This is a genomic window from Methylophilus sp. QUAN (assembly GCF_015354445.1).
Classification (GTDB): domain Bacteria; phylum Pseudomonadota; class Gammaproteobacteria; order Burkholderiales; family Methylophilaceae; genus Methylophilus.
Genome location: NZ_JADKYT010000001.1, coordinates 939,278 through 965,701, shown reverse-complemented (window position 1 = coordinate 965,701; position 26,424 = coordinate 939,278). Strand labels below are relative to the sequence as shown.

The following is a 26,424-nucleotide window of genomic DNA, read 5'->3' as shown; positions in this document are numbered from 1 at the left end:
GGTCTGATTAGGCGCTTAAACCTGTTTTAGCCAATTCTACGAATTTAGCAAAAGCAGCTTTGTCGAACACGGCCAGATCAGCCAGTACTTTACGGTCAACTTCAACCGCAGATTTTTTCAGACCGTTCATGAAACGGCTGTATGTCAAACCAGCTTCACGGGCTGCCGCGTTGATACGGGCAATCCACAGTGCGCGGAATTGACGTTTTTTCTGACGACGGTCACGGTATGCGTATTGACCGGCTTTCATTACCGCCTGTTTGGCAACACGGTAGACGTTCTTACGACGACCACGGTAACCTTTAGCAGCATTTAAAACTTTTTTGTGTTTAGCGCGTGCAATGACACCACGTTTTACTCTAGGCATGTCGGTCTCCTTATTGTGTTGGCATCATTGCGCGGACGCGTTTCACGTCAGTCGCAGAAATAATGGAAGTACCGCGCAGCTTACGCTTTTGCTTGGTGGTTTTCTTGGTCAGAATGTGGCGCAAGTGAGAGTGTGTACGCTTCACTTTACCGTTACCCAAGAACTTGAAGCGCTTTTTCGCGCTGCTCTTTGTCTTCATCTTTGGCATTTTTTTCTCCTTAGAGGTTGAATAAAGAGTAACTAGGCAGCCAATTTAGCCGTATTACTCCAAAAAACTTGTACTACTTAAAAACCTTATTCTTCGCTTGGTGCTGCTTTTTCAGCCTTTTTGGCCACCGGCACAGCTTTCTTCGCTGGCGCCAAGACCATCACCATCTGGCGGCCTTCCATTTTAGGATATTGCTCCACCAATGCATGCTCTGTTAAATCTGCCTCAAGGCGTTTCAACAAAGCCAAACCAAATTCCTGGTGCGTAATTTCACGACCACGGAAGCGCAAGGTAATTTTTGCTTTATCGCCATCACCCAAAAAGCGGATGATGTTGCGCAATTTAATATTGTAATCGCCGTCATCGGTGCCAGGTCTGAATTTGACCTCTTTAATCTGCACCTGTTTTTGTTTCAGTTTTTGCTCATGCAGACGCTTGCTCTCGGCGTATTTGAATTTGCCATAATCCATCAAACGGCACACAGGTGGTGCGGCATTTGGTGCAATTTCAACAATATCAATATCAGCTTCTTCCGCTTTGGCAAAGGCCTCTCTCAGAGTCATCACACCTAACGGTTCACCATCTACACCAATCAAACGCACTTGTGGCGCAGTAATGTCGCCATTGATGCGTGTATCTTTATCTTGAGCTATAACAATCCCCTAACAATAAACAAAGCCGCACGAATACCCGAAATTAGACCCGGTTTTGGATGTCTTGCTGTATGTGCGCTACAAACGCTTCTACCGACATCACACCCAGATCTTCACCTTTTCTGGTACGTACGGCCACATGACCATTTTGCATTTCTTTGTCGCCCACCACGATCAGGTATGGCAACTTTTGCAAACTATGTTCGCGTATTTTATAGGTAATCTTCTCATTTCTCAAGTCAAAATCGCATCGAATGCCATTTTTCTTCAATTTTTCAACCACTTGGCGCACATAATCGGCTTGACCATCAGAAATATTGAGCACCATGACCTGCACAGGCGACAACCAGACCGGCATCGCGCCAGCAAAGTTTTCGATCAAAATACCCAAAAAACGCTCCATCGAACCGACAATGGCGCGGTGCAACATAATCGGCCGCTGACGCGTATTGTCTTCAGCGACATACTCCGCACCCAGGCGCTCAGGCAGGTTAGGGTCGAGCTGAATAGTACCGCACTGCCACATACGCCCCAGCGAGTCTTTAAGTGTAAACTCGATTTTCGGGCCGTAAAACGCACCCTCACCCGGCTGGTATTCAAACTCCAGGCCATTGGCTTTAATAGCGTTAGCCAAGGCAGTTTCTGCCATATCCCAGGCCTCTTCGGTGCCGACACGCTTTTCCGGGCGGGTAGATAATTTGACGATCACATCGTCAAAACCAAAGTCCTTGTAGACTTCGTACAGCATCTTGATAAAGTCGGCTACCTCAGCCTCGACTTGTGACTCCATACAGAAGATATGGGCATCATCCTGGGTAAAGCCACGCACGCGCATCAAGCCATGCAAGGAGCCAGATGGCTCATTACGATGACAGGAACCGAACTCTGCCAGACGTAATGGTAAATCACGGTAGCTGTGCAAACTGCTGTTGAAAATCTGGATATGGCCAGGGCAGTTCATCGGTTTCACCGCATAATCGCGGCTTTCCGACTGCGTGACAAACATATTGTCGCGGTAGTTTTGCCAGTGGCCGGATTTTTCCCACAGGGTTTTGTCCAGCACCGTTGGCGTACGCACCTCCTGGTAATCGTACTCTTTAAATTTGGCTCGCATATACTGCTCGACCTCTTGCCAGATTACCCAGCCACGCGGATGCCAGAACACCATCCCTGGTGCATCATCCTGCATATGGTAGAAGTCGAGTTGCTTGCCCAGTTTGCGGTGGTCGCGCTTTTCAGCCTCTTCCAGCATATGCAGATAGGCTTCCAGCTCATCCTTGTTGCGCCAGGCGGTGCCGTATACGCGTTGCAGCATTTCGTTGTTGCTGTCGCCGCGCCAGTAAGCACCGGCCAGCTTCATTAATTTAAACGCCCTGAGCTTGCCGGTATTCGGCACGTGCGGGCCACGGCACAAGTCAGTGAAGTTGCCTTCAGAATACAAAGACACGTCCTCATTGCTGGGGATGCTGGCAATGATCTCGGCCTTATAATGCTCGTTAATGCTCTTGAAGTAAGCCACCGCTTCATCACGCGGCAATACCTTGCGCTCGACTTTTTCGTCTTTTTTCGCCAGCTCAGCCATTTTCTTTTCAATGGCTGCCAGGTCGTCCGGCGTAAACGGACGCTTATAGCTGAAGTCATAGTAAAAACCATTATCAATGACCGGGCCAATGGTCACTTGCGCATCCGGGAACAGCTCTTTCACCGCATAAGCCAGCAAGTGAGCGGTGGAGTGACGAATCACTTCCAGACCTTCATCGTTCTTATCGGTAATGATGGCGAGGTCCACATCCTGCTCAATCAGATGACTGGTATCGACCAGTTTAGCTTCCTGACCTGAATACGTGACCTTACCCGCCAGCGCGGCTTTCGCCAGACCAGCACCAATATTCAACGCAACATCGGCCACGGTCACCGGCTGTTCAAAACTTCTGGACGACCCATCAGGCAAGCGGATTACAGGCATGACTCTCTCTCTTAAACATTAAACAACCAAATAAAACAAGCACATGGCACCTGATTTTGGTCAAACCTTGATTATCTCACAGCGCACGAAAATTCCGCAATCAGAAACCGAACGCAGCCGCATTAAAGGTGCTGATACAAAGCGATACACTCCGATACAAAACCTGTATTCAGTCACGCGCCGCCCTGACGTTAAACCAGTTGACAGGCACATGCGCCTGCCAGAACACATGTTAAGGCTCAAAACAAAGGGAGAATCAGCATGACAAGCATCAGTTTAAGCAGCGTAAGCAGCCAGATCAGCAGCAACATTTTCAGCAAACTGGACACCTCAAACCAGGGCTCGATAGACGCCACAACCTTAAGTAAAGCGTTGGGCGGCTCGACCGACGATCAAACCAGTAGCGAGGTCAGCGACCTGGTGAGCAGTATGGACACGGATGGTGACAGTAAAATTACCAAAAGCGAGCTGTCACAAGGCATTGAAAATCTGTTCAAACAATTGCAAAGCGCCAGCAACCAGGCTGGTGGCGCCCAAGGCATGCCACCGCCACCACCCGGTGGTGCAGGCGGCCCGCCGCCACCTCGTGGCGGAGACGAGGAAGATACAGGTCTCACGCAGGACCAGATGCAGGAAATGGCTTCTTCCACCGACGACAGCAAATTGTCTGAACTGCTGAACAATGTCGCCAGTAATTTTGAGGCCGCGGATACCAACGGTGACGGCAAGGTGACGCAGCAGGAAGCGATGGCGTATCAACAAAGCCAGAGCAGCGATAACAGCAATCAAGCCAGTAGCTCACAACAAAACAACGCTCTGGAACAAGTGGCCAAGTTGATTAAAACCTATGGGCTGGATCAGGACACCTCCAGCAGCTACTTGTCCACTTCTACCTAACAGATGGCAAAAAACAAAAAGCCACCAGAACTTCTGGTGGCTTTTTTTAAACTTGGTAGTCGCGAATGGACTCGAACCATCGACCCCCACCATGTCAAGGTGGTGCTCTAACCAGCTGAGCTACGCGACTATTGTATTACGCAGCAGTTGCTGCGAATCAATAAGGTTGCGCATTCTATCCGAAAGCCATCGGTTAGGCAATGGTATCGCGCTTATAATATATGCATGACAAGCACGACCCACTACCCTGCCATGCTCACTGACAGCATGCTGGAAACCATCATTAACACCTTGGCTGAGCAGCACTATTGTGTGATCGACCAGTTTTTACCTGCCAGCCTGACGCAAAGCCTGCGCACCATCGCCCTTGATCAGCAAGAACAAGGCCTGATGCACCAGGCGGGCACCAGCCAGTCAGCCGTCAGCAACCCCAGGCTGCGTGGCGACCAGATTGCCTGGCTGGAACCCAGCGACCCACACGCTGCCATCCAGAACTACCTGGCACTTCTGGTCGAAGTGCAACAAGCCGTCAACCGGCAATTGATGATGGGACTGGACAGTTTTGAAACGCACTTTGCCATTTATCCGGCAGGCTCCTCCGGTTATGCCACGCATATAGACCAGTTTCGCCAACACCGCGCGCAGGCAACACCTGGCGCAAGAACGCTGACCTCAATTATTTATTTAAATAATGATTGGCCAACAGAGGCTGGCGGCGCGTTGCGCTTATACCTGGATGAACACGCACAAACACCATCAAGGAACGCCAGTCACATTGACATATTACCGACAGCGGGCAGACTGGTGTTGTTTCTATCCGCCAGATTCTGGCACGAAGTGTTACCCGCCAGCCTGCCGCGCATCAGCGTCACAGGCTGGTTTAAAACCCGCTAACTAAAAAACTTTATTTTCCAAATGAGCAGTCACTGCGCTGACTGCACTTGCGTAGTCAAACGGCTAAAAATATCCGCGCCGGCATAGCCATCTTGCGGCAAACCCTTGCTGGCCTGATAGCGCCGGATAGCCGCTTGTGTTTTCGCCCCCGGGAAGCCATCCGGCGCCCCACAATCAAAGCCTTTGGCATTCAGCGCCTCCTGCAAAGACCACATCTGCTGGTAACTCAGGGCAGGCGGTTCCGGCGGCATCATCAGCGTGTAGGTGTCCTGACGCAGCTGCTGACTGAGCAAACTGACACTGAGCGCATAATTAATCGAGCGGTTCCACTGCATGATCACATCAAAATTCGGGAACACCATATACGCCGGGCCATCATAGCCTTGCGGCAACAAAATAGCGGCCTGCGGCAAGCCCAGCGCGCTATCAGGCACACCAGCAACCCCCGCTTTTACCCACTCACTGACTGGCTTATTCAACTGCCATTGTGCCTGGCTGTAATCAAATCCGGCAGGCAAGGCCACCTGGATGCTAATCGGCTTGCCTGGCTGCCATCCTGCTTGTGACAGGTAATTGGCGGCTGAGCTAAATACATCAGGGTAAGAATTCCAGATATCGATTTTGCCATCAGCATCTGCATCCACACCATACTTGAGCAAAGTAGATGGCATAAACTGCATATGCCCGGTTGCACCCGCCCATGAACCCACCACCGGGCTATCATAGCGCTGCTCGCGCTCGACCACGCGCATCAGGTTCAACAATTCGCGCTTGAAAAACTCGGCACGACGCCCTTCGTAAGAGAGTGTGGCCAATGCAGAGGCTAATGGAATATCACCCATAAAACCGCCAAAGTTGGTTTCCAGCCCCCAAAAAGCCACCAGCACCTCGCGCGGCACTTGATACAACTCTTCGACCACATAGAGTACGCCCTGGTAGTCCTCCGCCATCTGCTTGCCTTTAGCCACCACACGCGGGTTGATGCGGCGGTTTACATAGGCAGAAAAACTGGTGACAAATTCCGGCTGTTTGCGGTCTAGTTCAATCAAGCGCGGCAAAAAAGTCACCTGATTGAGCGTTGCATCCACCGCCGCTGGCGCCACATGCAACGCCAGCGCCTCCTGGCGCATGCTGGCGACCCACAGCTGAAAGCCGTCCGCATCCTCAGCACTGCTCAGAGATCCAGAGACTAAGAGCCCAGCCACCAGCAAGCTGCCCCATACCGATTGCCACGTCCGTGTTTTTTTTAGGTTGGTCATAGACATTACTTCAGGCTGGATAAAATGGATGCGTAGCCCGCCTGATAATCGGCAAATTGCGGCTTGAACCCTGTGTGTTGTAAAAAACGGTTACGGATGCGCTTGCCGGATTGCGGCTGTAACGGCGGCGTCGCTGGTGCTGGCAATTGCTGCTGCGCAGCCAGCCACTGCAATACCTCATGTTGCGTCGCAGGTATGCCATCAGTCAGTATGCAATGGCCGGGTAAGGCCTTGCCATCTGCCACCTGCTGATATAAATGCACCACGGCTGCCGCAACATCCTGCTCATGCATGCGGTTAGTCCAATGTGTTTGCCTGGGCCAGCGCTCCTGGTTTTGCAGCAGTCGCAACAAGTACAAGCGCTGCGGACCATAAATCCCTGAGACACGTAAGGCAGTATGCCCGCAAGTCAGCCCATCTAATAAACGCTCAGCATCCAGCATCACCTGTCCTTCGGCATCCGCGGGGATGGCGGGCGTATCATCATCAATCCACTCGCCATGATGTTCGCCATAAATCCCCGTACTGGAAATAAAGAATACGTGTTTCAAACTATCCATAGAAACATTGGCCAGCACATGGCGCAATCCTTCTACATAGGTTTGCTGGTAACTCTGACCTTCTACAGGCGCCAGACAATACAGCAAAATATCCGCTGGCACCGCGGCCAGGGCAGACACGCCGACGCCTCTCACCACATCCAGAGTCAGTGCCTGCGCCCCAGGTGTCACAGGTTTACGGGAACGCCTGACGATCGTCAAATCATGCCCCTGCGCCAGCGCTGCCTGCGCAATCAGGGTGCCCAACCCACCACAGCCAATCTGCAATATCCGCATACTTAAACCGTCTCGTCCGTTAGTGGATGTCGACGCAAATAGCGCTCAGCCAGCAACATGGCAGACAAGGTTTTGCTATCCGTGATGTCGCCCGCCTCAATGGCCTGCATCACGCGCTCAAACGGCCATACAAACACATCCATCGCCTCATCAATATCTCTGGCGTGTTCACCAAGGGACAAACCGGTGGCCAGATAGATATGAATCACCTCGTTGGAATAGCCAATACAAGGATGCTGTATGCCCAGCTTGACCCAGGTTTGCGCCGTGTAACCGGTTTCTTCCAGTAACTCACGCTGGCCAGTGGTCAACACGGCCTCGTCGGGGTCTATCTTGCCTGCGGGCAACTCAATAAAGACCTGCTTGAGTGGGTAGCGGAACTGTCGCTCCAGCACCACTTCACCGGTTTGCGTCAGCGCGACCACGACTACCGCACCGGGGTGTATCACATACTCCCGGCCACTAATCACGCCGTTAGGTAAGCGTGCTTCGTCATAACGCACGGTCAGCATTTTGCCTTGTGCCATGATCTCGCTGGAGACCGTGGTTTCAATCAAATGGGTGTCAATTAACTGTTGATCCTGCTTGAATCCTGTTTCTTCTGCCATCACTCACTTCTACCGCTTAAACTGCATCTTTAAATGTATTGCAATCGTTCACCTGGCCAGACTGCAATCCTTGCTTAAACCAATGCACACGCTGCTCCGAACTACCATGGGTAAAGCTGTCCGGCACCACATAGCCTTGCGCCTGTTTTTGCAGGGCGTCATCGCCAATGGCCGTGGCGGCACGCAAGGCCTCTTCAATATCACCCGTTTCCAGGATACGGAACTGCTGGTCGGCATGATGCGCCCACACGCCGGCATAACAGTCTGCCTGCAACTCTAAACGCACTGAATACGCATTGGCATCCGCTTCAGAGCGCGCCTGCTGCCTCGCTTGCTGCACTTTTGCCGAGGTACCCAGCAAGTTTTGCACATGGTGCCCAACCTCATGCGCAATCACATAAGCCTGCGCGAAGTCCCCTGGTGCTTTGAAGCGCTCTTGCAGCTCTTGGTAAAAACTTAAATCGATATACACCTTCTGGTCTGCCGGGCAGTAAAACGGCCCCATCGCTGCCTGTCCTTGTCCGCAAGCCGTTTGTGTCGCACCGCTGAAAATTTCCAGATTAGGCGCCGTATATTGCTTACCTGCCGCTGAAAACATGCCTTGCCACACTTGTTCGGTGCTCCATAACACGCGGGAAACAAACTTTACATTAGGGTCATTGCTATCCGCAGGCACCGTTTGTGACTCGGCTGCCGGTTGCGCTTGCTGCGCAATATTCAGCACCACATTGGGGTCTACACCAAAATACATCGCCACCAGCGCAATCGCAATGGTGCCGATGCCGATACTGCGGCCACCGACCATTCCGCGGCCACGACTGTCTTCGACATGCTGGCTTTCTTCTAAATCATCCAGGCGCACAAGAATCCCCCGACCATTACTATTGAAAAATGTTGATGGAATGTGATTACTTTAGCATGCAGCACTGATAAAATCACACCATGTTTACTGGGATTATTCAAACCGTCGGCCGGATTGCCGAAGTGGTTCCGCATGGTGAAGATTGCGCACTCCGCATTGAAACCGCGGAACTGGGAATGCAAGATGTGCAACTGGGAGATAGCATCGCCGTCAATGGTGTGTGTTTGACCGTCACTGAATTCGATGCGCATACCTTTCAAGTCATGGTTTCAAAAGTCACGCTGGACGTGACCACGGGGCTGGGTCAACCGGGCCCGGTCAACCTGGAAAAAGCCTTGCGCCTGGCTGACCGCCTGGGTGGTCACCTGGTCACCGGCCATGTCGATGGCATAGGCACCATCACCACACTGCAAGAGGTGGGTGAATGCTGGCTACTCAAGATCCGCGCGCCCCACGCCATCAGCAAATACATCGCTACAAAAGGCTCCTTGTGTGTGAACGGCATCAGCTTGACCGTGAATGAGATCAGCCAGGACGAAGTCAGCATCAACCTGATTCCGCACACCATGCAGCACACCATGATGCAATACGCCAAGGCCGGAGACCCGGTCAACCTTGAAATTGATTTAATTGCACGCTATGTCGAGCGCATGCAAGCCTGGGAGCAAGAATAATGTCGGCGCAGATTAGCCCTATTGAAGCCATTATTGCCGATATCCGTGCCGGAAAAATGGTCATCCTGGTCGATGATGAACACCGTGAAAACGAAGGTGACTTTGTCATTGCCGCTGAGTTTGTCACCGCCGAGCATATCAACTTCATGGCCAAGTTTGGCCGTGGCCTGATCTGCCTGACCCTGACCGAGCAACGCTGCCGCCAGTTGGACTTACCTCCTATGGTGCAAAAAAACGGCACCCGCCTCGGCACCAACTTCACCGTTTCCATTGAAGCCGCCGAAGGCGTGACCACCGGCATTTCTGCGGCCGATCGCGCCACAACAATACGCGCAGCCATTGCCAAGCAGGCCAACGCCAGCAGCCTGGTCAGCCCCGGCCATATTTTCCCGCTGTCCGCCATGAACGGTGGCGTACTGGTGCGCGCTGGACATACCGAAGCTGGCTGCGACCTGGCGCAACTGGCCGGATGCGAGCCTGCCAGCGTCATTTGCGAAATCCTCAAGGATGACGGTGAAATGGCACGCTTGCCTGACCTGATGCAGGTGGCGGCGGAGCATGATATTAAAATCGGCACCATTGCCGACCTCATTCATTACCGTGCCTCACACGAGACGCTGATTGAACGCAGTGCCGAGCGCACGATCGAAACCGTGTTTGGCCCTATGCGCCTGATCGCCTACCGCGACAATATTGCGCAAGAAACACATTTAGCCCTGGTCAAAGGGGATCCGCACACCAGCGAAGAAACACTGGTGCGCGTGCACGAGCCCTTGTCCATGATAGACCTGCTGGATAGCAGCCACCAGGCACATAGCTGGAACTTGCTGCACGCCATGCGCATTATCAGTACTGCGCCATGTGGCGTGATTGTGCTGATCAACCACGATGAAGACGGGCTGGGACTGACAGACCGTATTTTGCGCGCCGACCAGAAACTGGTGTTGAACCAGGAGTTACGCAATTACGGCACGGGTTCACAAATCCTGCTCGACCTCGGCGTGAAGAAAATGCGCCTGATGGCCGCCCCACGCAAAATGCCAAGCATGGATGGCTTTGGCCTGGAAATCACCGGCTACCTGAGCGCGGAAGAAACCAAACCGGTATGAGTGAACAGTTATCCCTAGATAGTAATGACATGCGCCTTAACCTGACTGGCCAGATTCTGATTGCCATGCCTGCCATGGAAGACCCCTACTTCAGCAAAAGCGTGATTCTGGTGTGTAACCACGATCACGACGGTGCCATGGGGATGATACTCAACCACCCTTTGCAACTGAATGTAGGCGACCTGTTTGAGCAACTGGATATGGAGTGCCATGCCAATTACCAGCAAGAGCGGCAAGTACATTTTGGCGGCCCGGTACAAGTGGAGCGTGGCTTTGTGCTGCATACGCCAGCCACAGAATTCAACACCACCATGGAGTTGTCTGAAGGCTTGGCTATGACTTCATCCAAAGATATCCTGGAAGCGGCTGCGCGCGATGAAGCCCCGCAAGACATGTTTATTGCACTTGGCTATACCGGCTGGTCTGCGGGCCAACTGGAAGAAGAAATCCAGGCCAATGCCTGGCTGACCTTGCCGCTTGAGGACAACCAGCAGCTACACAAACTGATTTTCAAATTGCCCAACGATGACAAGCTGGCCTGGGCCATGCAACAACTGGGCGTAGACTTTGCCACCCTGTCTGAGGTTGCTGGTCATGCCTGATGCGGTCAAGCACGGCAAACAGCCCCTCAACCAAAGCCATTTACCGATTACCCAACGCCGTTATCCGGATGTCAGCGGCTCTGTGCTGGCTTTTGATTTCGGCGAAAAGCGCATAGGCGTGGCCATTGGTGACACCTTGCTCAAACTGGCGCATCCGCTGCTCACTATAGAAGCAGAGGAAAATGCCGCCAAATTTGCGCAAATTGACCAATTGTTACAAGAGTGGCAACCCGCACTGCTGGTTGTCGGCTTGCCCATGTCACTTGAAGGCGAAGCCCATGCCATGACCGCGCTGGCACAAAAGTTTGCCCAGCGCCTCGAAGGCCGCTTTAACCTGCCGGTGGTGATGGTGGATGAGCGACTGTCTTCAGCCGAAGCGGCGCAGTCCTTGCGTGAGGCGGGCATAAAAGGCCGTGCACAAAAACCCATGCTGGACCAGGTTGCCGCACAAACTATATTACAATCCTATTTTGATGCTTATCATGGACGTGCATAGCACACCGCCCCTCATGACACTACCAGACCCCGAACAATTACTGGAGCATTTATACGCTCAAATCAAACCACGCATACAGGCCGAGACTGCGCTGGTCGGTATTTATACCGGCGGTGTCTGGCTCATGGAACGGCTGCTCAAACGCCTGCAAACCGAGCTAGGACATGACATCCTGTTCGGCAAGCTGGATGCAGCCATGTACCGGGACGACTATGCGCAACGTGGCTTGAAAACTTCAGCGCACCCGGCTTATATCCCGTTTGATATCAACGGTAAACATATCATCCTCATCGACGATATCTTCTATACCGGCCGTACTACGCGTGCAGTCATGAATGAACTGTTTGACTATGGCCGTCCGGCCTCAGTGCAACTGGCGGCCCTGATCAACCGGGGTGGCGCGCAATTACCGATCCGGCCCGACATGGTCGGTGCCGACCTGCCTTTACAGGCACATCAATCGTTTGACCTGGCCATGAACACACTGGGGCGCCTGAGTCTCAGTATTTCTGAATCGGCCTCACCTGCCAAGCCTGGAGCTGATGACCATGCATAACCCGCAACTCAACGCGCAAGGACAATTACAGCACCTGCTCAGTATCGAAGGATTACCCAAGCGTATCCTGACCGACATCCTGGATACGGCCGAAAACTTTGTCGGCGTGGCCGAACGTGAAGTAAAAAAGGTGCCGCTGTTGCGTGGCAAAACCGTTTGCAATATTTTCTTTGAGAACAGTACGCGCACACGCACCACGTTTGAAATTGCGGCCAAGCGCCTGTCGGCCGACGTGCTCAACCTCAATGTCAGCACCTCGTCGCAGTCCAAAGGCGAAACGATTTTGGACACGGTGAACAACCTGATTGCCATGCACGCCGATATGTTTGTCGTGCGTCACCAGCAAAGCGGCGCCGCGCACTTTATTGCGCAGCACGTGCCACCGCATATCAGCGTCATTAACGCTGGCGATGGCCGTCATGCGCACCCGACACAAGGCTTGCTGGATGTCTTTACCATCCGCAAATACAAACCTGAAATGCACAATTTACGCGTCGCCATTGTTGGCGATGTGCTGCATTCACGCGTCGCCCGCAGCGAGATTCACGCCTTGACCACCCTCGGCGTGCCTGAGATACGCGTCATCGCGCCACGCACCCTGCTGCCTACCGATGTGGAAAAACTTGGCGTACAGGTGTTCCACAATATGGAGGAAGGCCTGAAAGACGTCGATGTAGTGATGATGTTGCGCCTGCAAAACGAGCGCATGTCAGGTGCCTTGCTGCCAAGTTCGCAAGAGTTTTTCCAGACCTTTGGCCTGACGCCAGAGCGGCTGGCACTGGCCAGGCCGGATGCCATTGTGATGCATCCAGGTCCGATGAACCGTGGCGTTGAAATTGATTCAGCCGTCGCAGACGGTAAACAGTCGGTGATCCTGCCGCAAGTGACATATGGTATCGCAGTCCGCATGGCGGTGATGGCAATTCTGGGAGGGGGCAACGCCGCATGAATATCGTAATTAAACAAGGCCGCCTGATGGATGCCAGCCAGCAACTGGACCAGGTTAAAGACCTGTATATCAGTGCGGGAAAAATCGTCGCTATCGGTGAGGCACCTGCCAATTTCAAGGCTGAGCAAACGCTGGATGCCAGCGGAAAATGGGTATTACCCGGCTTGGTCGACTTGTGCGCCCGCTTGCGCGAACCTGGCAGTGAATACAAAGCCACGCTACTGAGCGAATTACGTGCCGCCATGGCCGGTGGCGTCACCAGCCTGGCTTGCCCGCCAGACACCGACCCAGTGCTGGATGAGCCTGGCCTGGTTGAAATGCTCAAGCACAGGGCCAAATCACAGGCGCTGGCGCATGTCTATCCGCTGGGCGCGGTGACACGCCAGTTACAGGGCCAGTTACTCACAGAAATGTATGCACTGACCGCGGCCGGATGTGTCGGCTTTTCACAGGCCGATACCGCCATTGTCGATACCCAGGTACTATGGCGCGCCTTTGAGTATGCCGCCTCGTTTGGTTACACCCTGTTTATGCGTGCCGAAGATCCTTACCTGGCCAAAAACGGCGTCGCGCATGATGGTGAAGTCGCTTCGAGATTAGGCCTGAAAGGCATTCCTTCTGCGGCAGAAAGCATCGCCTTGCAAACCATGCTGCGTATTGCGCAAGCCACGGGCGTCAACTTGCATATCGCCCGTGTTTCTACCGCAGAGTCTGTAGAACTGATTCGCCAGGCCAAACAGTCCGGCATGCAGGTGACCGCAGATGTGAGTATTCAGCATCTGCACCTGACCGATATGGACATTGGCTTTTTTGACAGCATGGTGCACCTGACACCGCCGGTGCGCACCCAGCGCGATCGTGATGCCTTGCGCGCAGGTCTGCTGGACGGCACGCTGGATGCCATCTGCTCCGACCACACACCAGTGGATGACGATGCCAAGGCCTTGCCCTTTGCAGAATCGCACCCAGGTGCTTCTGCATTGGAATTGTTGCTGCCATTGACTTTAAAATGGGCCGCCCAAGCCAAGCTCTCGCCTGCGCAAGCATTGGCCAAAATCACACAAGCACCGGCCAATATCCTCGGTGTCCATGCAGGCAATTTGCAAGTAGGGGCAACGGCTGATGTGGTGATTTATGACCCGGAAATGGAATGGCGTGTGGATGGCCGCGTACTCGCTAGTCAAGGCAAGAACACACCATTTGTGAATCATTCAGTCACAGGAAAAGTCACCGCAACGATAACGCAAGGGAAGTTGGTATTTCAGCAGGAAAACTTTGCGATTGTCTAATTTTTAGCGGTTGCATAAAACCAGGACGTTGAAAGAGCGTCCTGGTTCTGTATCCGGAGGGTTGATAAGGCAAGAGGTGCAATTGAATGAATCAAAACTTGAATCACGCTTTACTGTGTTTAAATTTTTTGGTCGCAAGCTACCTCTTGCACTTAAATCTCAACCTTTAAACTTTTTTGGACTGTTGCACACGACTTGCAATGAGAGTCAGCCCGCAACCCATCAATAACAAGGCATAGTTTTCTGGCTCAGGCACAGAAGCGACTGCATAAACTGGAATTGACCAATAACTGACGCTTCCCCAAAAGCCACTCAGCATTTGAGTCGTTAGTGGCTGTGTGTATTGATCGCTGTAAAAAGAGCCTGCATCGATAATGGGGCCATTGCTACCAGGTGCAACATAATCAACACCAAATCCTGTAGCGCTCAAATTTACCGTTGTAGAACTGGTCCCTAAAAATTGAGTACCATTAGCAAATTCAAAACCAAAGCCTGACAATTTAAACTCTCCAGTAAGGCCATCTGGGCCGCCATAGTTCTCTAAGTAGATATGTATGTAATTAGTGACTCCAGGTGTCAGACTGATGTTATTAACTTCAGCAACATAGCTAGAAAAGGATTGTGAAGCAATAAAACTACCCTGCTGACTATCATCAGTAGACAAATAGATTTCGGCATAATCATCGACTGCCAACACATAACTCAGTGTCGGCGCGGCTTGCGCAGACCCAAAAGTGAAAGTCAACGCTGCAATGGCCAATAATTTATTCATAGGAGTCTCCTAATAAGATTAATAATGAAAAAATGATTTACAAAGCTAAAAAGTCATTCGCTGTGGTTAACCAGAAAGCATCTGATTAGAAACAGCAAGGTATGTAGAAAAAAGTTATCTCGAGGCGCTGAAATAAGAGTTCAGCGCCTGACTTTTGAATTACGGCTGAGCGTTGTTACGCCGCTTTGTGAATAAGCCGATTAAACCTAATCCCGCCATGAGTAAAGCGTAGTTTTCTGGCTCAGGGACAGGAGTAGTGATAGAGGCACCAGCCACTCCTGCGTATTGAAAAATGTAACCATTTTTAAGGTCATTGCTTGTGTTGCTATAGCTCACATCAAGCCATAAAGTAGTACCAGAACTCAAAAGTGGGTATCCAGCTATCGTGGAGTAATCAGAAACGTCATACAAACTCACATAGGTGACACCATCTTTAGAGCTTGCTTCAATTTCTGAGCCTCTAATACCCAGCCAAGTGTCATAAGGTCCAAGAGCATCAAAGACGCCTAAACCTGCATAGGCATCAGCATAATTGTACGTATTGACTTCAGCTGTACTTTCAGCATAAACATTGCCCACTAGAAAAAATTGCACTTCAGTTTGTGGGCTCAACGTAAAACTACCCGGATGAGCGCCGGGCCAGGCAGTAGCATGGTACTGTGTATCATTTGCACTATTGGCACCGAATGCAGAGAGGGCATTACTACTACTTACTCTTGCACCTGCTTGGGTTAAAGGGGTATTTACTGAATCTGACACGTCTCCAAACGTGCCTGAGCCATTACTTTCAAAATATCTTAGTTGGGTGCCACCTTCAAAAATGGAGCCAAAAACCACGCTGTCAAAGTTTTCATTCCAGGTAATACTAGGAGCAATGCCATCATCGGGGTCTAAATCAGTTAATGCCCAATAAAAACTATTTGTGAATGCCGATGAATAACTGTAAGCAAATGCTGGCGTAGCTAACACTGCACTCACGGCCATGACAGCCATTTTTTGATAAAAGTGTTGCATCATAAAACTCCTTATTGTGAAAAATCGTTATGCCGAACAAGCAGATATTGCGATGAGTAAGCCCAAAAACTTGAGCTAGTTAAATTCAGGGACTGTAAGTGCTACAAATTCGCTCAATCTGGTCGCAAGCTCTAAAGTGCTTTAGTAGGCCTGTTCAGGCACAGCAGACCCACTCATTAGTGCAAGCTTTTCATTGTTTTATTAGCGCTTGCACATAACTTACAAGTTAAAAAGATACTTTTAGCTTGTTGAGTAAGACTTGCGGCGGGCTGTCAATAAACCCAGCAAACTCAGACCTGAGAACAACAGAGCAAAACTATCAGGCTCGGGCACGACTGAGATTTGTCCAGGGCTCACAACCCATACATTAAGTAGAGCGTCCATATTGAAGTAAGTCTGCAAGCCATCGTCATTAGAGAACATCCACGCGGCAAGTGGAGAAGGCATATACTCCGTGCCAGACCAGTAGCCCCATCTCTCATTATCAAAAGTGGCAGTGTTAGGCATGCCGTAGCCAGATTGTAATGCGCCGTTGGAGCTGTAATATCCTTTGCCACCTAGCTCTTGATAATACAACTCGGATAACTCATTACCGGCAGCGCTGCCATTGCCCGCGACGTTAAAACCGCAGTCAGTGCCACTATTAGCGAAATTACAGCCCAAAGAGCCTGTGTCTATCACGGTCGGCAATCGCCATTGGTTGCTGCCTGCATAGTTGATACTATTAAGGTAGTTAACATACGCCATGGCACCAAACCATGTGGTTACGCCATAGCTGTCGAAGTCAGAAGCTCTGATCGTATAAATCCCTGTTGGATTGAGAAGATTAGGTGTGTTGGTGATGGTCGGGCTAGTGGCGATAATATCGCCAACAACGTTATTAAACCCCTGACTAACAAACATACTTCGTAACAAACTCGCATCTTTTGTCCAAGTGACATCGCTGACTGAGCTATATACAAGATCAACACCATTGACGTTATAACTAGTGAGTGTGGCGTGTGCTTGCGTCGCGCCCAGCAGAAGCAAGCCCGCAAGTAGCGGTTTTGTTGGTGTAATCAATTGCATGGTGTGTACCCTGTAGGATGAGAAGCCTGTCAAAGCGGGTGCCAGTCGTTTTTATTTAACTTTCACGGCGTTAGTGACTGGTCACGTGTTATGTGAGATATGGTAGTCATAGCAAAAACATCGCACATCACCCAAATGGGTTAAAAACCAATTTATTGGATAAAAGTAATTTGCGTGACAACGAAAAAGCCCCTGAGGGCTCTTGCTATCTTGAGCCTAAGCATTGAAAAAACTGCAGTAGGCGAGCTTGATGAAAGCCCCATCGCTTTAAATCAGGATGGGGCACGATGGTGATCAGTCGGTGGCTAATGCCATGAGGACTTTCATGAGTTCTGCGCGATGGTGGATACCACATTTTTGATAGATGCTGGCTAGCTGGGTTTTGATGGTGTTTTCGCTGAGATTGAGCGCTGTGGTGAGGGCGGGCATGCTGTCGTTGACGAGGCATTGCTGGGCAAGTTTGACTTCAGCATCAGTCAAACCATAGGTAGTTTTTAATAGCTCAACAGAGAGTTTAAGTGGTTGCTCTGTATCGGTGATAAACAGCATGGCATGATGGGTGCTAGGCACTGCAACAAAATCGTGATGTTCTGGTAACCGGGAAAAAAACAGTTTGTAGGCAGCTTTACCAGAAGTCCTGTTAATGGCGATAGATTGCGAGAAATGCGGCACCTCCATCAGGTCATGTTGAAGGCAGGTTTGCAGAATCTGTTCAATCGCGGATTGGGTCTCTGCACAATTGGTAGTGAGCGTATTTTTTTCACTGGTGGTCAGTCCATCCTGACTTTGTAGAATACGCTGTGCAGCCTGATTGGCTAACAGAATCTCGCTATTCGCATTGAGTAATATCACGCCACTACGCAAGCCATCCAATGCGGTTCGTGAGGCCGCGATTTGAAGATCAGCATCCCGCAATTGAAACATGACACCAAGTGCACGCGAAAAATGCCTGAGTAAACGTTGTAGCTTTTGCCTGTCTTGTTCATCAAAAGAGGGATCGTTCACCCCGCGAAATAATGAGACCCCTACTGGCATGGCATATTGGTTATCTATGCCAAACACCACACCAGTACATAATCTTGCCATATCGGCCTGTACCAATAGTTCTCGCCAGATTTTTGATTCCAGAAACTGTTGATGCGGCACTAGTTCAGTCCCAAGCGTGACCTTGCCCTCATAGAAAATTTCTTTTTGGATGCCTACTTGTGTCCATACATCGTGTGGCTGGTAGTGATCAACATATTGCTGTGTCACTGCTTGCGGGATGCCCCAGGTAAAATAAAATCCACCTTGTGATGGCAGATGTAAATTGGTAAACAGGACAGCTTTACTTGATTGCATAAACTGACCCAGTTTTTGCAAGATTTCTGGCCACTTTTCCGGCTTCAAGGCCGCGTCATAAATTTCGCCAACGAGTTCGAGATATTGCATATCTGAGGTTGTTTGCATGGTTTGCTTTCATAAAGATTTGCGAATAATGGAATTAATCAAAGCGCAACAGCAATTGCATTAACTCAGCTTGCCTATGGGTATTGGTTTTTTTATAAATGGCTTTAAGTTGGGCGCGGATGGTATTTGCGCTCAATTGCAACAGCGCTGACATTTGATTGACTTGCAGACCCTCTGCCACCAGCACGGCAATATTCAGTTCCGCCTTGGTCAATTGGTAAGCAGACAGCACTTGTTGCCTTGCATTGATTGAAAGCCCTTGTTTGAGGTCTGTCATCTGCAACATCACAATGGCTTGCTCTTCCAATAGTTTTTGGATTGATGGCGTCGTATTTGACTCATTCGAAATGAGAGAGAGGTGCACATAAAGTGCATCTTTCAGGTGGCGGATGACCAGATGGCTATCTGTTTTCCCAGAGTGGCTGGCATGTTCTGACACAATCATTTTATTGATCGCCGATTTTAGTTGCTGGTATTTTTGCGGGTTTGGTGACCAAATACGGTTTGTGCGTATCGACAGTACAGAGTTCGCTCTAAGCAGCCCGCGTGCAGCAGGGTTGATATATACAACTTCACCATCCGCTCGCACCATTAAAACACCAGGCCTGACTGAATCCAGCATACGAACACTTATTTCTGCTTGCTGTTTGCGTTGAGCAATCATCTGCTTCAAATAAACAACGCGTCGGATATGCGCATCCAGACTTTGTAGCAGAGCGTGATCACTTGAAGTGCTGGCTTCTATCTCAAACAAAGGTTGATGATTGGTTAGCGAAAGGCTTTCAAACGGGGTGAGATACTGGCCGAGGGTGGAAAATATTGAAGAGTTCGCAATGACGTTAACGCCAAAACAACTTGATATACGGTCAAATACCGTGTCCCATAGCGCCGGGCGCTCCAAAGTTTCATAAATCAAATCAACCAGTTCTTCGATTGCGCTTGATGTATGCACCATGATGGTCAAAATTTCAAAAAATTAAACCGAATTAAAAAGTCTTACATAAGTGTTTTTTTAAAATACTACATAACTCGAGATATTTGTTTGATTTTTCGACCAACAGACGATTTAAATTTTCATGAGTGAACAACACTCACTCTGATGAACGGCAGTGTATTGTGATTTTTGGGGTTCCCAAATCCTGGCGGGATTGGATGACGCGACCTACAGAGTACTACGGCTGTTGGTCGCTGTCAGTTGAATCTGGAGTGTTGTATATGACGCCAAAGATGAAGATAGTCAGCTTTATAAGATATCCAGGTCAGAAATCTTGCTACGCTCCTGGTTCTCAGGATTCATGACTTTACTATTCAATTTAAACTTGAGCCGCAAGTCATTGACCGAGTCAGCATTGCGCAAGGCGTCGTCATAACTAATCTGGCCAGACTCAAACAAGTCAAATAATGCCTGGTCAAACGTTTGCATGCCTAATTCACGGGACTTGGCCATGATCTCTTTAATGGCGTGCACATCACCTTTATAAATCAGGTCAGAAATCAGCGGCGAATGCAGCAATACCTCCACGGCGGCGACACGGCCACTACTATCGAGTTTGGGTATCAACCGCTGCGAAGCCACACAACGCAAGTTTAGCGACAAGTCCATCAATAGCTGCTGACGGCGCTCTTCGGGGAAAAAGTTAATAATCCGGTCCAGCGCCTGGTTGGTGCTGTTGGCGTGCAGGGTGGCCAGACACAAGTGGCCGGTCTCCGAGAAGGCAATGGCGTAATCCATGGTTTCGCGGTCACGGATCTCACCAATCATGATGACGTCTGGCGCCTGGCGCAAGGTGTTTTTGAGTGCCGCATGCCAATTTTCGGTATCCACGCCCACTTCACGCTGCGTGACGATACAGTTGCGATGGCTATGCACAAACTCCACCGGGTCTTCAATCGTAATAATGTGGCCGTAACTGCTTTCGTTGCGGTGCCCCAGCATGGCGGCCATCGAGGTGGACTTACCGGAACCGGTGCCGCCGACAAAAATGATCAGGCCGCGCTTGGCCATCACCACGTCTTTGAGGATGGGTGGTAGCTTGAGGTCATCAAACTTGGGAATATTAGTATTAATGACGCGGAACACCAGCCCCACAGCACTGCGCTGGATAAAGGCGTTGACGCGGAAACGGCCAACGGACGGCATGCTAATGGCAAAATTACATTCCAGCGTCTCCTGGAACTCCTGCGCCTGCTTGTCGTTCATGACGGTACGCGCAATTTCTGCCGTTTGCTGGGTATTCAGTGTTTGTGAGGAGACCGGCGTCAGCTTGCCGTCTATCTTCATCGCCGGCGGAAAGCCCGCCGTGATAAACAAGTCAGACGCTTTACGCGTAATCATGAGCTTCAGCAAGTCATTGACGAATTTTTCCGTCTGGGCGTGATCGCCCACCGTTTGCGTACTATCCATATTATTAGCCGATGATAGCGTCACGGTTTGCTGCCTTGGTGCGCGCCTCAGCGGCACTGATGACATTACGTTTGACCAGGTCTTGCAGGTTCTGGTCCAGGGTTTGCATGCCCATGCTCTGACCGGTCTGGATGGCAGAATACATCTGCGCAATCTTGTTTTCACGAATCAGGTTACGAATGGCTGGCGTGCCCATCATGATTTCATGCGCAGCCACGCGGCCTTGCTCATCCTTGGTTTTACACAGGGTTTGTGAAATCACGGCGCGCAGAGACTCAGACAACATGGAACGTACCATTTCTTTCTCGGCCGCCGGGAACACGTCGACTACCCGGTCGATGGTTTTTGCGGCAGAGCTGGTATGCAAGGTGCCGAACACCAGGTGGCCGGTTTCGGCGGCTGTCAGCGCCAGTCGGATGGTTTCCAGGTCACGCATCTCGCCCACCAGGATCACATCCGGGTCTTCACGCAAGGCTGAGCGCAACGCGTTTTCAAAGGATTGCGTATGCGGGCCGACCTCACGCTGGTTGATCAGCGACTTTTTGGAAGTGTGCACAAATTCGATCGGGTCTTCCACGGTCAACACGTGCGACATCTGCGATTCATTAATGTAATCAATCATCGCTGCCAGTGTGGTGGACTTACCAGAGCCAGTTGGCCCGGTCACCAGCACAATGCCGCGTGGCGTGTCTGCAATATCCTTGAACACTTTGGGTGCATTCAGCTCATCCAGCGTCAGCACCTTGCTCGGAATAGTACGGAACACCGCACCTGCACCGCGTTGCTGGTTAAACGCGTTGACCCGGAAACGTGCCAGGTCTGGAATCTCAAACGAGAAGTCACACTCCAGCGTTTCTTCATACACTTTGCGCTGGTTGTCATTCATGATGTCATACAGCATGCTGCGCACTTCAGCCTGCTCCATGGCGGGTAAGTTAATTTTGCGCACATCACCATGCACACGAATCATCGGTGGCAGGCCGGAGGACAAATGCAAGTCCGAGGCTTTATTTTTAACTGAAAATGCCAATAAATCTGAAATATCCACAATCGACTCCGGTGATTATTTATATAATGTTGCTTTGGTTTTGTATTCTTAGTTCTTCAACACTTGTTTAGCCGCCATGACTGCCCTCTCTGACAACCTTGCCTGTATCCGCCAACAGATCACAGATGCACAGGCACGCTTTCAGGCGACGCAACCTGTCACGCTATGCGCAGTCAGCAAAGCACAACCTGCTACTGCGATCCGTGCCGCCTATGACGCTGGCCAAACCGTGTTTGGCGAGAACTATCTGCAGGAAGCCCTGCAAAAACAGGCGGAACTAGATGACTGTGCTATAGCATGGCACTTTATCGGGCCAATTCAAAGCAATAAAACACAGCCAATTGCCCGTCATTTCGACTGGGTGCACTCGGTTGATCGCCTGAAAATTGCTCAACGCCTGTCAGATGCGCGTCCATCTGACCTGCCGCCATTAAACATTTGCCTACAAGTGAACATCAGCGAAGAGGCAAGCAAAAGTGGTGCCAGTGGCCAGGAGCTATTGGAACTCGCCTTAAATATCAAACAGTTGCCACACTTGCAGCTACGCGGCTTGATGGCGATTCCGGCACCTTGCCGTGACTTTGAGCAGCAGCGTGACCAATTTCGGCAGGTGCGCGCCCTGTTTGAACAATTGAACAACCACGGCCTGCAACTGGACACATTATCCATAGGCATGAGCGGCGATTTTGCGGCTGCCATTGCCGAAGGCGCCACACTGGTACGTATAGGCACGGCCATTTTTGGTGCGCGCACCCCTTCTTTACCCACAGATTCAGCGAAACAAGGAACCTGATCACCATGCAATCACTTTCAGCCACTCGCATTGCCTTTATTGGCGGCGGCAATATGGCACAAGCCTTGATGATAGGCCTGCAACAACGCGCATTTAACATGCAGAACATCACCGTGGTTGACCCGGATACGGCCAAACACCCGCACCTGCAAACGACTTTGGGCATCCACACCAGTGCCAGCCTGACGGCAGAGTCACTGGCGGCCGACATCATTGTGCTGGCCGTGAAGCCACAACAATTGCAAAGTGTGGCACAGGCACTGGCCCCTTTGCTGCAATCGCAACTGGTGGTGTCGGTCGCTGCAGGCATACGCACAGCAGACCTCAGCCGCTGGTTAAATGGCTATCAAACCATGGTACGCACCATGCCCAACACTCCGGCGCAAATTCAGGCCGGTATTACCGGCGCTTACGCTTTGCCTGCCGTCTCTGCCACGCAGCGTGAATTGGCTGACGCAGTATTACAAGCGGCGGGCGAAGTGGTTTGGCTAGATGATGAAGTACAACTGGATGCCGTCACCGCCATCTCTGGCAGCGGCCCGGCTTATGTCTTTTTGATGATAGAAGCATTGACCGCAGCGGGTGTTGCATTAGGCCTCAGTGAAGCACAATCGCTCAAACTGAGCCTGGCGACGTTTAAAGGCGCCAGCCTGTTGGCCGCTGGCAGCAGCACGCCGATCCCTACCTTGCGTGAACAGGTCACCTCCAAAGGCGGCACCACCGAACAAGGGCTGCTCAGCATGCGCCAGCATGATATTCATGGCATGATGCAAGATGCCGCTGCGCAAGCCGCACGCCGCGCCAAAGAACTGGGTGATCAACTGGGAGCACAAGCATGATGTTGCAAAACATGACGACTTTTTTACTCAATGCCGCCTTCGGCATTCTGACGTTTTTACTGGTACTGCGTTTTTTAATGCAATGGACACGTACTTCGTTCCAGAATCCTTTGGGGCAAATGACCATGGCACTGACCGACTTTATGGTCAAACCCGCACGTAAACTGATTCGCCCGATCAAGCAGTGGGATTTATCGACATTGCTGCTGGCCTTGTTGATGCAGATCATTTTGTTTGCACTGTTATCCTTACTGACTGGCGCACCTGCCTCACCATTTTTCTGGGTATGGCAAGCGGTGTTTGGTGTGCTGGCGCAAATGGTCGATGTGTTTTTCTATGCCATTCTGCTGATGGCAATTTTAAGCTGGGTCAACCCGTACAGCCCGATTTACGGTGTGTTGAATCAACTGTCAGCGCCTATTCTGGAACCATTACGCCGTATTTTGCCACCGATTCAGGGCTTTGACTTTTCTGCACTGGTCGCGCTGATTTTATTGCAAATGGTCAGCCATATTGTGCTGCCAGGCCTGGCAACAGGCATTCTTTAAGAACCCGGACGTAACAAAAAAGGACGACTATCTGTCGTCCTTTTTTTATATCCAGACAATATCAAACTCTTCCCGTCCGTACTGCGTATCCGGATGCAGCGACAGCGGCTTTTTAATAAAGTCAGACAAACTGGCCAGGCTCTGCGACTCTTCATCGCCCAGCATATTAATCACTTCAGGGGATGCCAGAATCTTGAATTCTTTGGCGCTTTTAAACTGCTTGGACTCACGCAAGACTTCGCGCATGATTTCATAACAAATGGTTTGCGCAGTTTTGAGCTCACCACGGCCCTGACACACCTGGCAAGACTCACATAACAAATGCGCTAGGCTTTCGCGCGTGCGCTTGCGTGTCAGCTCAACCAGGCCTAGCGCAGAAAAGCCGTTGACATTGATGCGGGCCCTGTCCAGCATCACCGCTTTGCGCAACTCCTCCAGCACGGCTTCGCGCTGCGCATCTTCATCCATATCAATAAAGTCGATAATGATAATGCCGCCCAGGTTGCGCAAACGCAATTGCCGCGCGATAGTTTGCGCCGCCTCAAGATTGGTTTTAAAAATGGTATCAGACAGGTTCTTACCGCTGACAAAGCTGCCGGTATTGACGTCTACCGTGGTCAGCGCTTCGGTCTGGTCAAAAATCAGGTAACCGCCGGATTTAAGCTCCACTTTGCGCGACAAGGCTTTTTCGATTTCGCTTTCAATGTCATAAAACTCAAACAGCGAGCGCTCGCCTTTGTAGTGTGTGAGCGGCTTGACGGCGTGTGAGACATACAACTCGGCAAACTCTTTCAGACGCTCAAACATTTCGCGCGAATCGACACGAATACTGGTCGTTTCAGTACACACCACATCGCGCAGAATACGGCGTGGCAAACTCAGGTCATAAAAAATCAGCGAACGCTCACCGACCTTTTTGCTTTCAGCCTGGATTTTTTGCCAGACTTTGCGCAGATACTCAATGTCTGCCAACAACTCTTCATCAGTCGCATTCTCAGACATAGTGCGGATAATGTAGCCACCTTCACGCTCCTCGGGCAGCAAGCCCAGCAAGCGGTTACGCAAGAACTCGCGTTCTTCTTCGATATCTATGCGCTGTGAAACACCGATGTGTTTCTGGTATGGCAAATAAACGAGAAAGCGTCCGGCAATACTGATTTCAGTGGTTAATCGCGCCCCTTTGGTACCAATCGCCTCTTTAATCACCTGGACGATGATCGACTGCCCTTCGTGCAACACCTCTTGAATCGGGCGCTCTTTTTTAATGTCACCCTCTTCGGCATGGCACTCCATAATGTCTGCCGCATGCAAAAAGGCTGCGCGCTGCAAGCCGATTTCGACAAAGGCCGACTGCATGCCCGGCAACACACGTACCACAGTGCCGCGGTAGATATTGCCGACAATGCCCAGCGACGAAGCCCGCTCTATGTGTAGCTCCTGGACAATGCCCTGCTCCAGAATCGCCACGCGCGTCTCCTGCGGCGTGACGTTAATCAATACTTCCTGCGCCAATGACATTTTGCTTTACCCGATCCCGATCATTATTTTTATACAAAGTTTACCATGCGTGCAGCAACTGCGCCGTTTCATGCAAGGGCAAACCCATCACACCGCTATAACTGCCAGCAATGCGCACAATCCACGCACCCGCGCGCCCCTGTATGCCATAGGCACCTGCCTTATCCATCGGTTCGCCCGAGGCGATATAGTCCAGCAACACCGCTTGTGGCACCTGCATCATCTCAACCTCGGTCGTGTTCAGCAAACAGCGCACCGCCCCTGCGCGATACACGGCTACCGCCGTATGTACCAGATGCACGCTGCCACTCAGGCGCGATAACATATCCAATGCCTCGCTGGCATCGGCAGGTTTGCCTAGAATATCCAGCCCTAACGCCACGGTCGTATCCGCAGCCAAAATCGGCAAGCCCTGTTCGCCATGCGTGGCAGCGATGGCCAATGCCTTGGCGCTGGCTAAACGCTGCACATACAACGCAGGGTCTTCGCCAGGCAAATTCGATTCATCAATGTCTGCAGGCAAAATATCGCATTGCACACCCAACTGCGCCAGTAACTCTACGCGACGCGGACTGCGTGACGCCAGAATGATCTTTTGTTGAGACATGGAGATTCCACAAACGTAATAAACAAGCCGCACAAGGTAACACAAACACAGGGGATTTTGCGTTAAAGGCAGTCCCAATTGCGACCCAACTTGCACTAACAGGCACTTGCCGCATTGTGTACAATAACCGCTCGTTTGT

The 26,424-nt window shown here is 51.1% G+C and carries 29 protein-coding genes and 1 tRNA gene; 12 read left to right on the top strand and 18 right to left on the bottom strand.

The genetic code is table 11. The annotated features are described in order from the left end of the window. Nucleotides 1-7 precede the first annotated feature (7 nt). From rplT to thrS, 4 genes are all read right to left on the bottom strand, one after another. Complete coding sequence (gene rplT, locus INP79_RS04735) at nucleotides 8-367, bottom strand: 50S ribosomal protein L20 (protein ID WP_018985785.1); 360 nt, start codon at nucleotides 365-367, stop codon at nucleotides 8-10. Between the two features lie 10 nt (nucleotides 368-377). After that, nucleotides 378-575 carry a 50S ribosomal protein L35 gene (rpmI, locus tag INP79_RS04730; RefSeq protein WP_019881750.1) on the bottom strand — a complete coding sequence of 66 codons (198 nt, stop codon included), beginning with the start codon at nucleotides 573-575 and terminating at the stop codon, nucleotides 378-380. A gap of 86 nt (nucleotides 576-661) precedes the next feature. Continuing rightward, nucleotides 662-1,228: a translation initiation factor IF-3 gene (gene infC / locus INP79_RS04725; protein WP_370583243.1), complete on the bottom strand. Its 567-nt coding sequence runs from the start codon at nucleotides 1,226-1,228 to the stop codon at nucleotides 662-664. A gap of 43 nt (nucleotides 1,229-1,271) precedes the next feature. Then, nucleotides 1,272-3,194 (bottom strand): threonine--tRNA ligase, encoded by a 1,923-nt coding sequence (thrS, locus tag INP79_RS04720; protein ID WP_194753131.1) that lies wholly within the window; start codon nucleotides 3,192-3,194, stop codon nucleotides 1,272-1,274. A 261-nt stretch (nucleotides 3,195-3,455) separates the two neighbouring features. Here thrS and INP79_RS04715 point away from each other — a divergent pair, with 261 nt between their 5' ends. Continuing rightward, entirely contained in the window at nucleotides 3,456-4,091 is a 636-nt protein-coding gene (locus INP79_RS04715; protein WP_194753130.1) for an EF-hand domain-containing protein, read from the top strand. Nucleotides 4,092-4,144: 53 nt separating this feature from the next. Here the strand turns inward: INP79_RS04715 and INP79_RS04710 are convergent. Then, a tRNA-Val gene (locus INP79_RS04710) sits at nucleotides 4,145-4,221 on the bottom strand. Nucleotides 4,222-4,316: 95 nt separating this feature from the next. On the opposite strand from INP79_RS04710, the gene INP79_RS04705 reads away from it, so the two are divergent. Beyond that, nucleotides 4,317-4,985: a 2OG-Fe(II) oxygenase gene (locus INP79_RS04705; protein WP_228519716.1), complete on the top strand. Its 669-nt coding sequence runs from the start codon at nucleotides 4,317-4,319 to the stop codon at nucleotides 4,983-4,985. A gap of 29 nt (nucleotides 4,986-5,014) precedes the next feature. Here INP79_RS04705 and INP79_RS04700 read toward each other — a convergent pair whose 3' ends face one another. From INP79_RS04700 to INP79_RS04685, 4 genes are read right to left on the bottom strand one after another with little or no spacing between them, the layout of a single operon-like run. Continuing rightward, nucleotides 5,015-6,244 carry a lytic murein transglycosylase gene (locus INP79_RS04700; RefSeq protein WP_228519715.1) on the bottom strand — a complete coding sequence of 410 codons (1,230 nt, stop codon included), beginning with the start codon at nucleotides 6,242-6,244 and terminating at the stop codon, nucleotides 5,015-5,017. 5 nt (nucleotides 6,245-6,249) lie between these two features. Further along, the gene (locus INP79_RS04695) at nucleotides 6,250-7,080 is read right to left on the bottom strand and encodes an NAD(P)H-binding protein (RefSeq protein WP_194753129.1); all 831 of its coding nucleotides are present in this window, start codon (nucleotides 7,078-7,080) and stop codon (nucleotides 6,250-6,252) included. 2 nt (nucleotides 7,081-7,082) lie between these two features. Continuing rightward, on the bottom strand, nucleotides 7,083-7,688 hold the full coding sequence (locus tag INP79_RS04690) for an NUDIX domain-containing protein (RefSeq protein WP_194753128.1): 606 nt from the start codon (nucleotides 7,686-7,688) through the stop codon (nucleotides 7,083-7,085). Between the two features lie 16 nt (nucleotides 7,689-7,704). Beyond that, nucleotides 7,705-8,550: a neutral zinc metallopeptidase gene (locus INP79_RS04685; RefSeq protein WP_194753127.1), complete on the bottom strand. Its 846-nt coding sequence runs from the start codon at nucleotides 8,548-8,550 to the stop codon at nucleotides 7,705-7,707. An 80-nt stretch (nucleotides 8,551-8,630) separates the two neighbouring features. Between INP79_RS04685 and INP79_RS04680 the strand changes: the two genes are divergently transcribed. From INP79_RS04680 to INP79_RS04650, 7 genes are read left to right on the top strand one after another with little or no spacing between them, the layout of a single operon-like run. Next, a complete protein-coding gene (locus INP79_RS04680; protein WP_194753126.1) occupies nucleotides 8,631-9,224 on the top strand; it encodes a riboflavin synthase in 594 nt (197 codons plus the stop codon). Continuing rightward, nucleotides 9,224-10,333: a bifunctional 3,4-dihydroxy-2-butanone-4-phosphate synthase/GTP cyclohydrolase II gene (gene ribBA / locus INP79_RS04675; protein WP_194753125.1), complete on the top strand. Its 1,110-nt coding sequence runs from the start codon at nucleotides 9,224-9,226 to the stop codon at nucleotides 10,331-10,333. Before INP79_RS04680 ends, ribBA begins: the two co-directional genes overlap by 1 nt. Further along, nucleotides 10,330-10,935 carry a YqgE/AlgH family protein gene (locus INP79_RS04670; RefSeq protein WP_194753124.1) on the top strand — a complete coding sequence of 202 codons (606 nt, stop codon included), beginning with the start codon at nucleotides 10,330-10,332 and terminating at the stop codon, nucleotides 10,933-10,935. The genes ribBA and INP79_RS04670 overlap by 4 nt, the downstream gene beginning before the upstream one ends. Further along, the gene (gene ruvX / locus INP79_RS04665; protein WP_194753123.1) at nucleotides 10,928-11,431 is read left to right on the top strand and encodes a Holliday junction resolvase RuvX; all 504 of its coding nucleotides are present in this window, start codon (nucleotides 10,928-10,930) and stop codon (nucleotides 11,429-11,431) included. Before INP79_RS04670 ends, ruvX begins: the two co-directional genes overlap by 8 nt. 13 nt (nucleotides 11,432-11,444) lie before the next feature. Further along, nucleotides 11,445-11,987, top strand: a complete 543-nt coding sequence (gene pyrR / locus INP79_RS04660) for a bifunctional pyr operon transcriptional regulator/uracil phosphoribosyltransferase PyrR (protein ID WP_194753856.1) — start codon at nucleotides 11,445-11,447, stop codon at nucleotides 11,985-11,987. Beyond that, nucleotides 11,980-12,936 carry an aspartate carbamoyltransferase catalytic subunit gene (locus INP79_RS04655; protein WP_194740784.1) on the top strand — a complete coding sequence of 319 codons (957 nt, stop codon included), beginning with the start codon at nucleotides 11,980-11,982 and terminating at the stop codon, nucleotides 12,934-12,936. The genes pyrR and INP79_RS04655 overlap by 8 nt, the downstream gene beginning before the upstream one ends. Next, the gene (locus INP79_RS04650; RefSeq protein ID WP_194753122.1) at nucleotides 12,933-14,225 is read left to right on the top strand and encodes a dihydroorotase; all 1,293 of its coding nucleotides are present in this window, start codon (nucleotides 12,933-12,935) and stop codon (nucleotides 14,223-14,225) included. The genes INP79_RS04655 and INP79_RS04650 overlap by 4 nt, the downstream gene beginning before the upstream one ends. A gap of 166 nt (nucleotides 14,226-14,391) precedes the next feature. On the opposite strand, the gene INP79_RS04645 is transcribed toward INP79_RS04650, so the two are convergent. The 7 genes from INP79_RS04645 to INP79_RS04615 all read right to left on the bottom strand — a co-directional run bounded on the left by INP79_RS04645 (nucleotide 14,392) and on the right by INP79_RS04615 (nucleotide 21,980). Continuing rightward, on the bottom strand, nucleotides 14,392-14,997 hold the full coding sequence (locus INP79_RS04645; protein WP_194753121.1) for a hypothetical protein: 606 nt from the start codon (nucleotides 14,995-14,997) through the stop codon (nucleotides 14,392-14,394). Nucleotides 14,998-15,156: 159 nt separating this feature from the next. After that, nucleotides 15,157-16,014, bottom strand: a complete 858-nt coding sequence (locus tag INP79_RS04640; protein WP_194753120.1) for a PEP-CTERM sorting domain-containing protein — start codon at nucleotides 16,012-16,014, stop codon at nucleotides 15,157-15,159. A 237-nt stretch (nucleotides 16,015-16,251) separates the two neighbouring features. Beyond that, nucleotides 16,252-17,079, bottom strand: coding sequence for a DUF1566 domain-containing protein (locus INP79_RS04635; RefSeq protein ID WP_194753119.1), 828 nt, complete (start codon nucleotides 17,077-17,079; stop codon nucleotides 16,252-16,254). A 294-nt stretch (nucleotides 17,080-17,373) separates the two neighbouring features. Then, the gene (locus tag INP79_RS04630; protein WP_194753118.1) at nucleotides 17,374-18,528 is read right to left on the bottom strand and encodes a helix-turn-helix transcriptional regulator; all 1,155 of its coding nucleotides are present in this window, start codon (nucleotides 18,526-18,528) and stop codon (nucleotides 17,374-17,376) included. A 34-nt stretch (nucleotides 18,529-18,562) separates the two neighbouring features. Then, on the bottom strand, nucleotides 18,563-19,483 hold the full coding sequence (locus INP79_RS04625; RefSeq protein ID WP_194753117.1) for a helix-turn-helix transcriptional regulator: 921 nt from the start codon (nucleotides 19,481-19,483) through the stop codon (nucleotides 18,563-18,565). Between the two features lie 288 nt (nucleotides 19,484-19,771). Continuing rightward, nucleotides 19,772-20,932, bottom strand: coding sequence for a PilT/PilU family type 4a pilus ATPase (locus tag INP79_RS04620; protein ID WP_194753116.1), 1,161 nt, complete (start codon nucleotides 20,930-20,932; stop codon nucleotides 19,772-19,774). A gap of 4 nt (nucleotides 20,933-20,936) precedes the next feature. Then, nucleotides 20,937-21,980 (bottom strand): type IV pilus twitching motility protein PilT, encoded by a 1,044-nt coding sequence (locus INP79_RS04615; protein WP_194740782.1) that lies wholly within the window; start codon nucleotides 21,978-21,980, stop codon nucleotides 20,937-20,939. A gap of 76 nt (nucleotides 21,981-22,056) precedes the next feature. Between INP79_RS04615 and INP79_RS04610 the strand changes: the two genes are divergently transcribed. From INP79_RS04610 to INP79_RS04600, 3 genes are read left to right on the top strand one after another with little or no spacing between them, the layout of a single operon-like run. Then, nucleotides 22,057-22,773: a YggS family pyridoxal phosphate-dependent enzyme gene (locus tag INP79_RS04610; protein WP_194753115.1), complete on the top strand. Its 717-nt coding sequence runs from the start codon at nucleotides 22,057-22,059 to the stop codon at nucleotides 22,771-22,773. A gap of 5 nt (nucleotides 22,774-22,778) precedes the next feature. Further along, nucleotides 22,779-23,612 carry a pyrroline-5-carboxylate reductase gene (gene proC / locus INP79_RS04605; protein WP_194753114.1) on the top strand — a complete coding sequence of 278 codons (834 nt, stop codon included), beginning with the start codon at nucleotides 22,779-22,781 and terminating at the stop codon, nucleotides 23,610-23,612. Further along, nucleotides 23,612-24,160 (top strand): YggT family protein, encoded by a 549-nt coding sequence (locus INP79_RS04600; RefSeq protein ID WP_194753855.1) that lies wholly within the window; start codon nucleotides 23,612-23,614, stop codon nucleotides 24,158-24,160. Before proC ends, INP79_RS04600 begins: the two co-directional genes overlap by 1 nt. Nucleotides 24,161-24,205: 45 nt before the next feature. Here INP79_RS04600 and rng read toward each other — a convergent pair whose 3' ends face one another. Continuing rightward, on the bottom strand, nucleotides 24,206-25,672 hold the full coding sequence (gene rng, locus INP79_RS04595) for a ribonuclease G (RefSeq protein WP_228519808.1): 1,467 nt from the start codon (nucleotides 25,670-25,672) through the stop codon (nucleotides 24,206-24,208). A gap of 46 nt (nucleotides 25,673-25,718) precedes the next feature. Next, nucleotides 25,719-26,285 (bottom strand): nucleoside triphosphate pyrophosphatase, encoded by a 567-nt coding sequence (locus INP79_RS04590; protein WP_194753112.1) that lies wholly within the window; start codon nucleotides 26,283-26,285, stop codon nucleotides 25,719-25,721. Nucleotides 26,286-26,424 lie beyond the last annotated feature (139 nt).

Bases quoted from the DNA above. Each gene is read 5' to 3' on its own strand.
- rplT (WP_018985785.1), bottom strand. From the start codon at position 367: ATGCCTAGAGTAAAACGTGGTGTCATTGCACGCGCTAAACACAAAAAA.
- rpmI (WP_019881750.1), bottom strand. From the start codon at position 575: ATGCCAAAGATGAAGACAAAGAGCAGCGCGAAAAAGCGCTTCAAGTTC.
- thrS (WP_194753131.1), bottom strand. From the start codon at position 3,194: ATGCCTGTAATCCGCTTGCCTGATGGGTCGTCCAGAAGTTTTGAACAG.
- INP79_RS04715 (WP_194753130.1), top strand. From the start codon at position 3,456: ATGACAAGCATCAGTTTAAGCAGCGTAAGCAGCCAGATCAGCAGCAAC.
- INP79_RS04705 (WP_228519716.1), top strand. From the start codon at position 4,317: ATGACAAGCACGACCCACTACCCTGCCATGCTCACTGACAGCATGCTG.
- INP79_RS04700 (WP_228519715.1), bottom strand. From the start codon at position 6,244: ATGACCAACCTAAAAAAAACACGGACGTGGCAATCGGTATGGGGCAGC.
- INP79_RS04695 (WP_194753129.1), bottom strand. From the start codon at position 7,080: ATGCGGATATTGCAGATTGGCTGTGGTGGGTTGGGCACCCTGATTGCG.
- INP79_RS04690 (WP_194753128.1), bottom strand. From the start codon at position 7,688: ATGGCAGAAGAAACAGGATTCAAGCAGGATCAACAGTTAATTGACACC.
- INP79_RS04680 (WP_194753126.1), top strand. From the start codon at position 8,631: ATGTTTACTGGGATTATTCAAACCGTCGGCCGGATTGCCGAAGTGGTT.
- ribBA (WP_194753125.1), top strand. From the start codon at position 9,224: ATGTCGGCGCAGATTAGCCCTATTGAAGCCATTATTGCCGATATCCGT.
- INP79_RS04670 (WP_194753124.1), top strand. From the start codon at position 10,330: ATGAGTGAACAGTTATCCCTAGATAGTAATGACATGCGCCTTAACCTG.
- ruvX (WP_194753123.1), top strand. From the start codon at position 10,928: ATGCCTGATGCGGTCAAGCACGGCAAACAGCCCCTCAACCAAAGCCAT.
- pyrR (WP_194753856.1), top strand. From the start codon at position 11,445: ATGACACTACCAGACCCCGAACAATTACTGGAGCATTTATACGCTCAA.
- INP79_RS04655 (WP_194740784.1), top strand. From the start codon at position 11,980: ATGCATAACCCGCAACTCAACGCGCAAGGACAATTACAGCACCTGCTC.
- INP79_RS04650 (WP_194753122.1), top strand. From the start codon at position 12,933: ATGAATATCGTAATTAAACAAGGCCGCCTGATGGATGCCAGCCAGCAA.
- INP79_RS04645 (WP_194753121.1), bottom strand. From the start codon at position 14,997: ATGAATAAATTATTGGCCATTGCAGCGTTGACTTTCACTTTTGGGTCT.
- INP79_RS04640 (WP_194753120.1), bottom strand. From the start codon at position 16,014: ATGATGCAACACTTTTATCAAAAAATGGCTGTCATGGCCGTGAGTGCA.
- INP79_RS04635 (WP_194753119.1), bottom strand. From the start codon at position 17,079: ATGCAATTGATTACACCAACAAAACCGCTACTTGCGGGCTTGCTTCTG.
- INP79_RS04630 (WP_194753118.1), bottom strand. From the start codon at position 18,528: ATGCAAACAACCTCAGATATGCAATATCTCGAACTCGTTGGCGAAATT.
- INP79_RS04625 (WP_194753117.1), bottom strand. From the start codon at position 19,483: ATGGTGCATACATCAAGCGCAATCGAAGAACTGGTTGATTTGATTTAT.
- INP79_RS04620 (WP_194753116.1), bottom strand. From the start codon at position 20,932: ATGGATAGTACGCAAACGGTGGGCGATCACGCCCAGACGGAAAAATTC.
- INP79_RS04610 (WP_194753115.1), top strand. From the start codon at position 22,057: ATGACTGCCCTCTCTGACAACCTTGCCTGTATCCGCCAACAGATCACA.
- proC (WP_194753114.1), top strand. From the start codon at position 22,779: ATGCAATCACTTTCAGCCACTCGCATTGCCTTTATTGGCGGCGGCAAT.
- INP79_RS04600 (WP_194753855.1), top strand. From the start codon at position 23,612: ATGTTGCAAAACATGACGACTTTTTTACTCAATGCCGCCTTCGGCATT.
- INP79_RS04590 (WP_194753112.1), bottom strand. From the start codon at position 26,285: ATGTCTCAACAAAAGATCATTCTGGCGTCACGCAGTCCGCGTCGCGTA.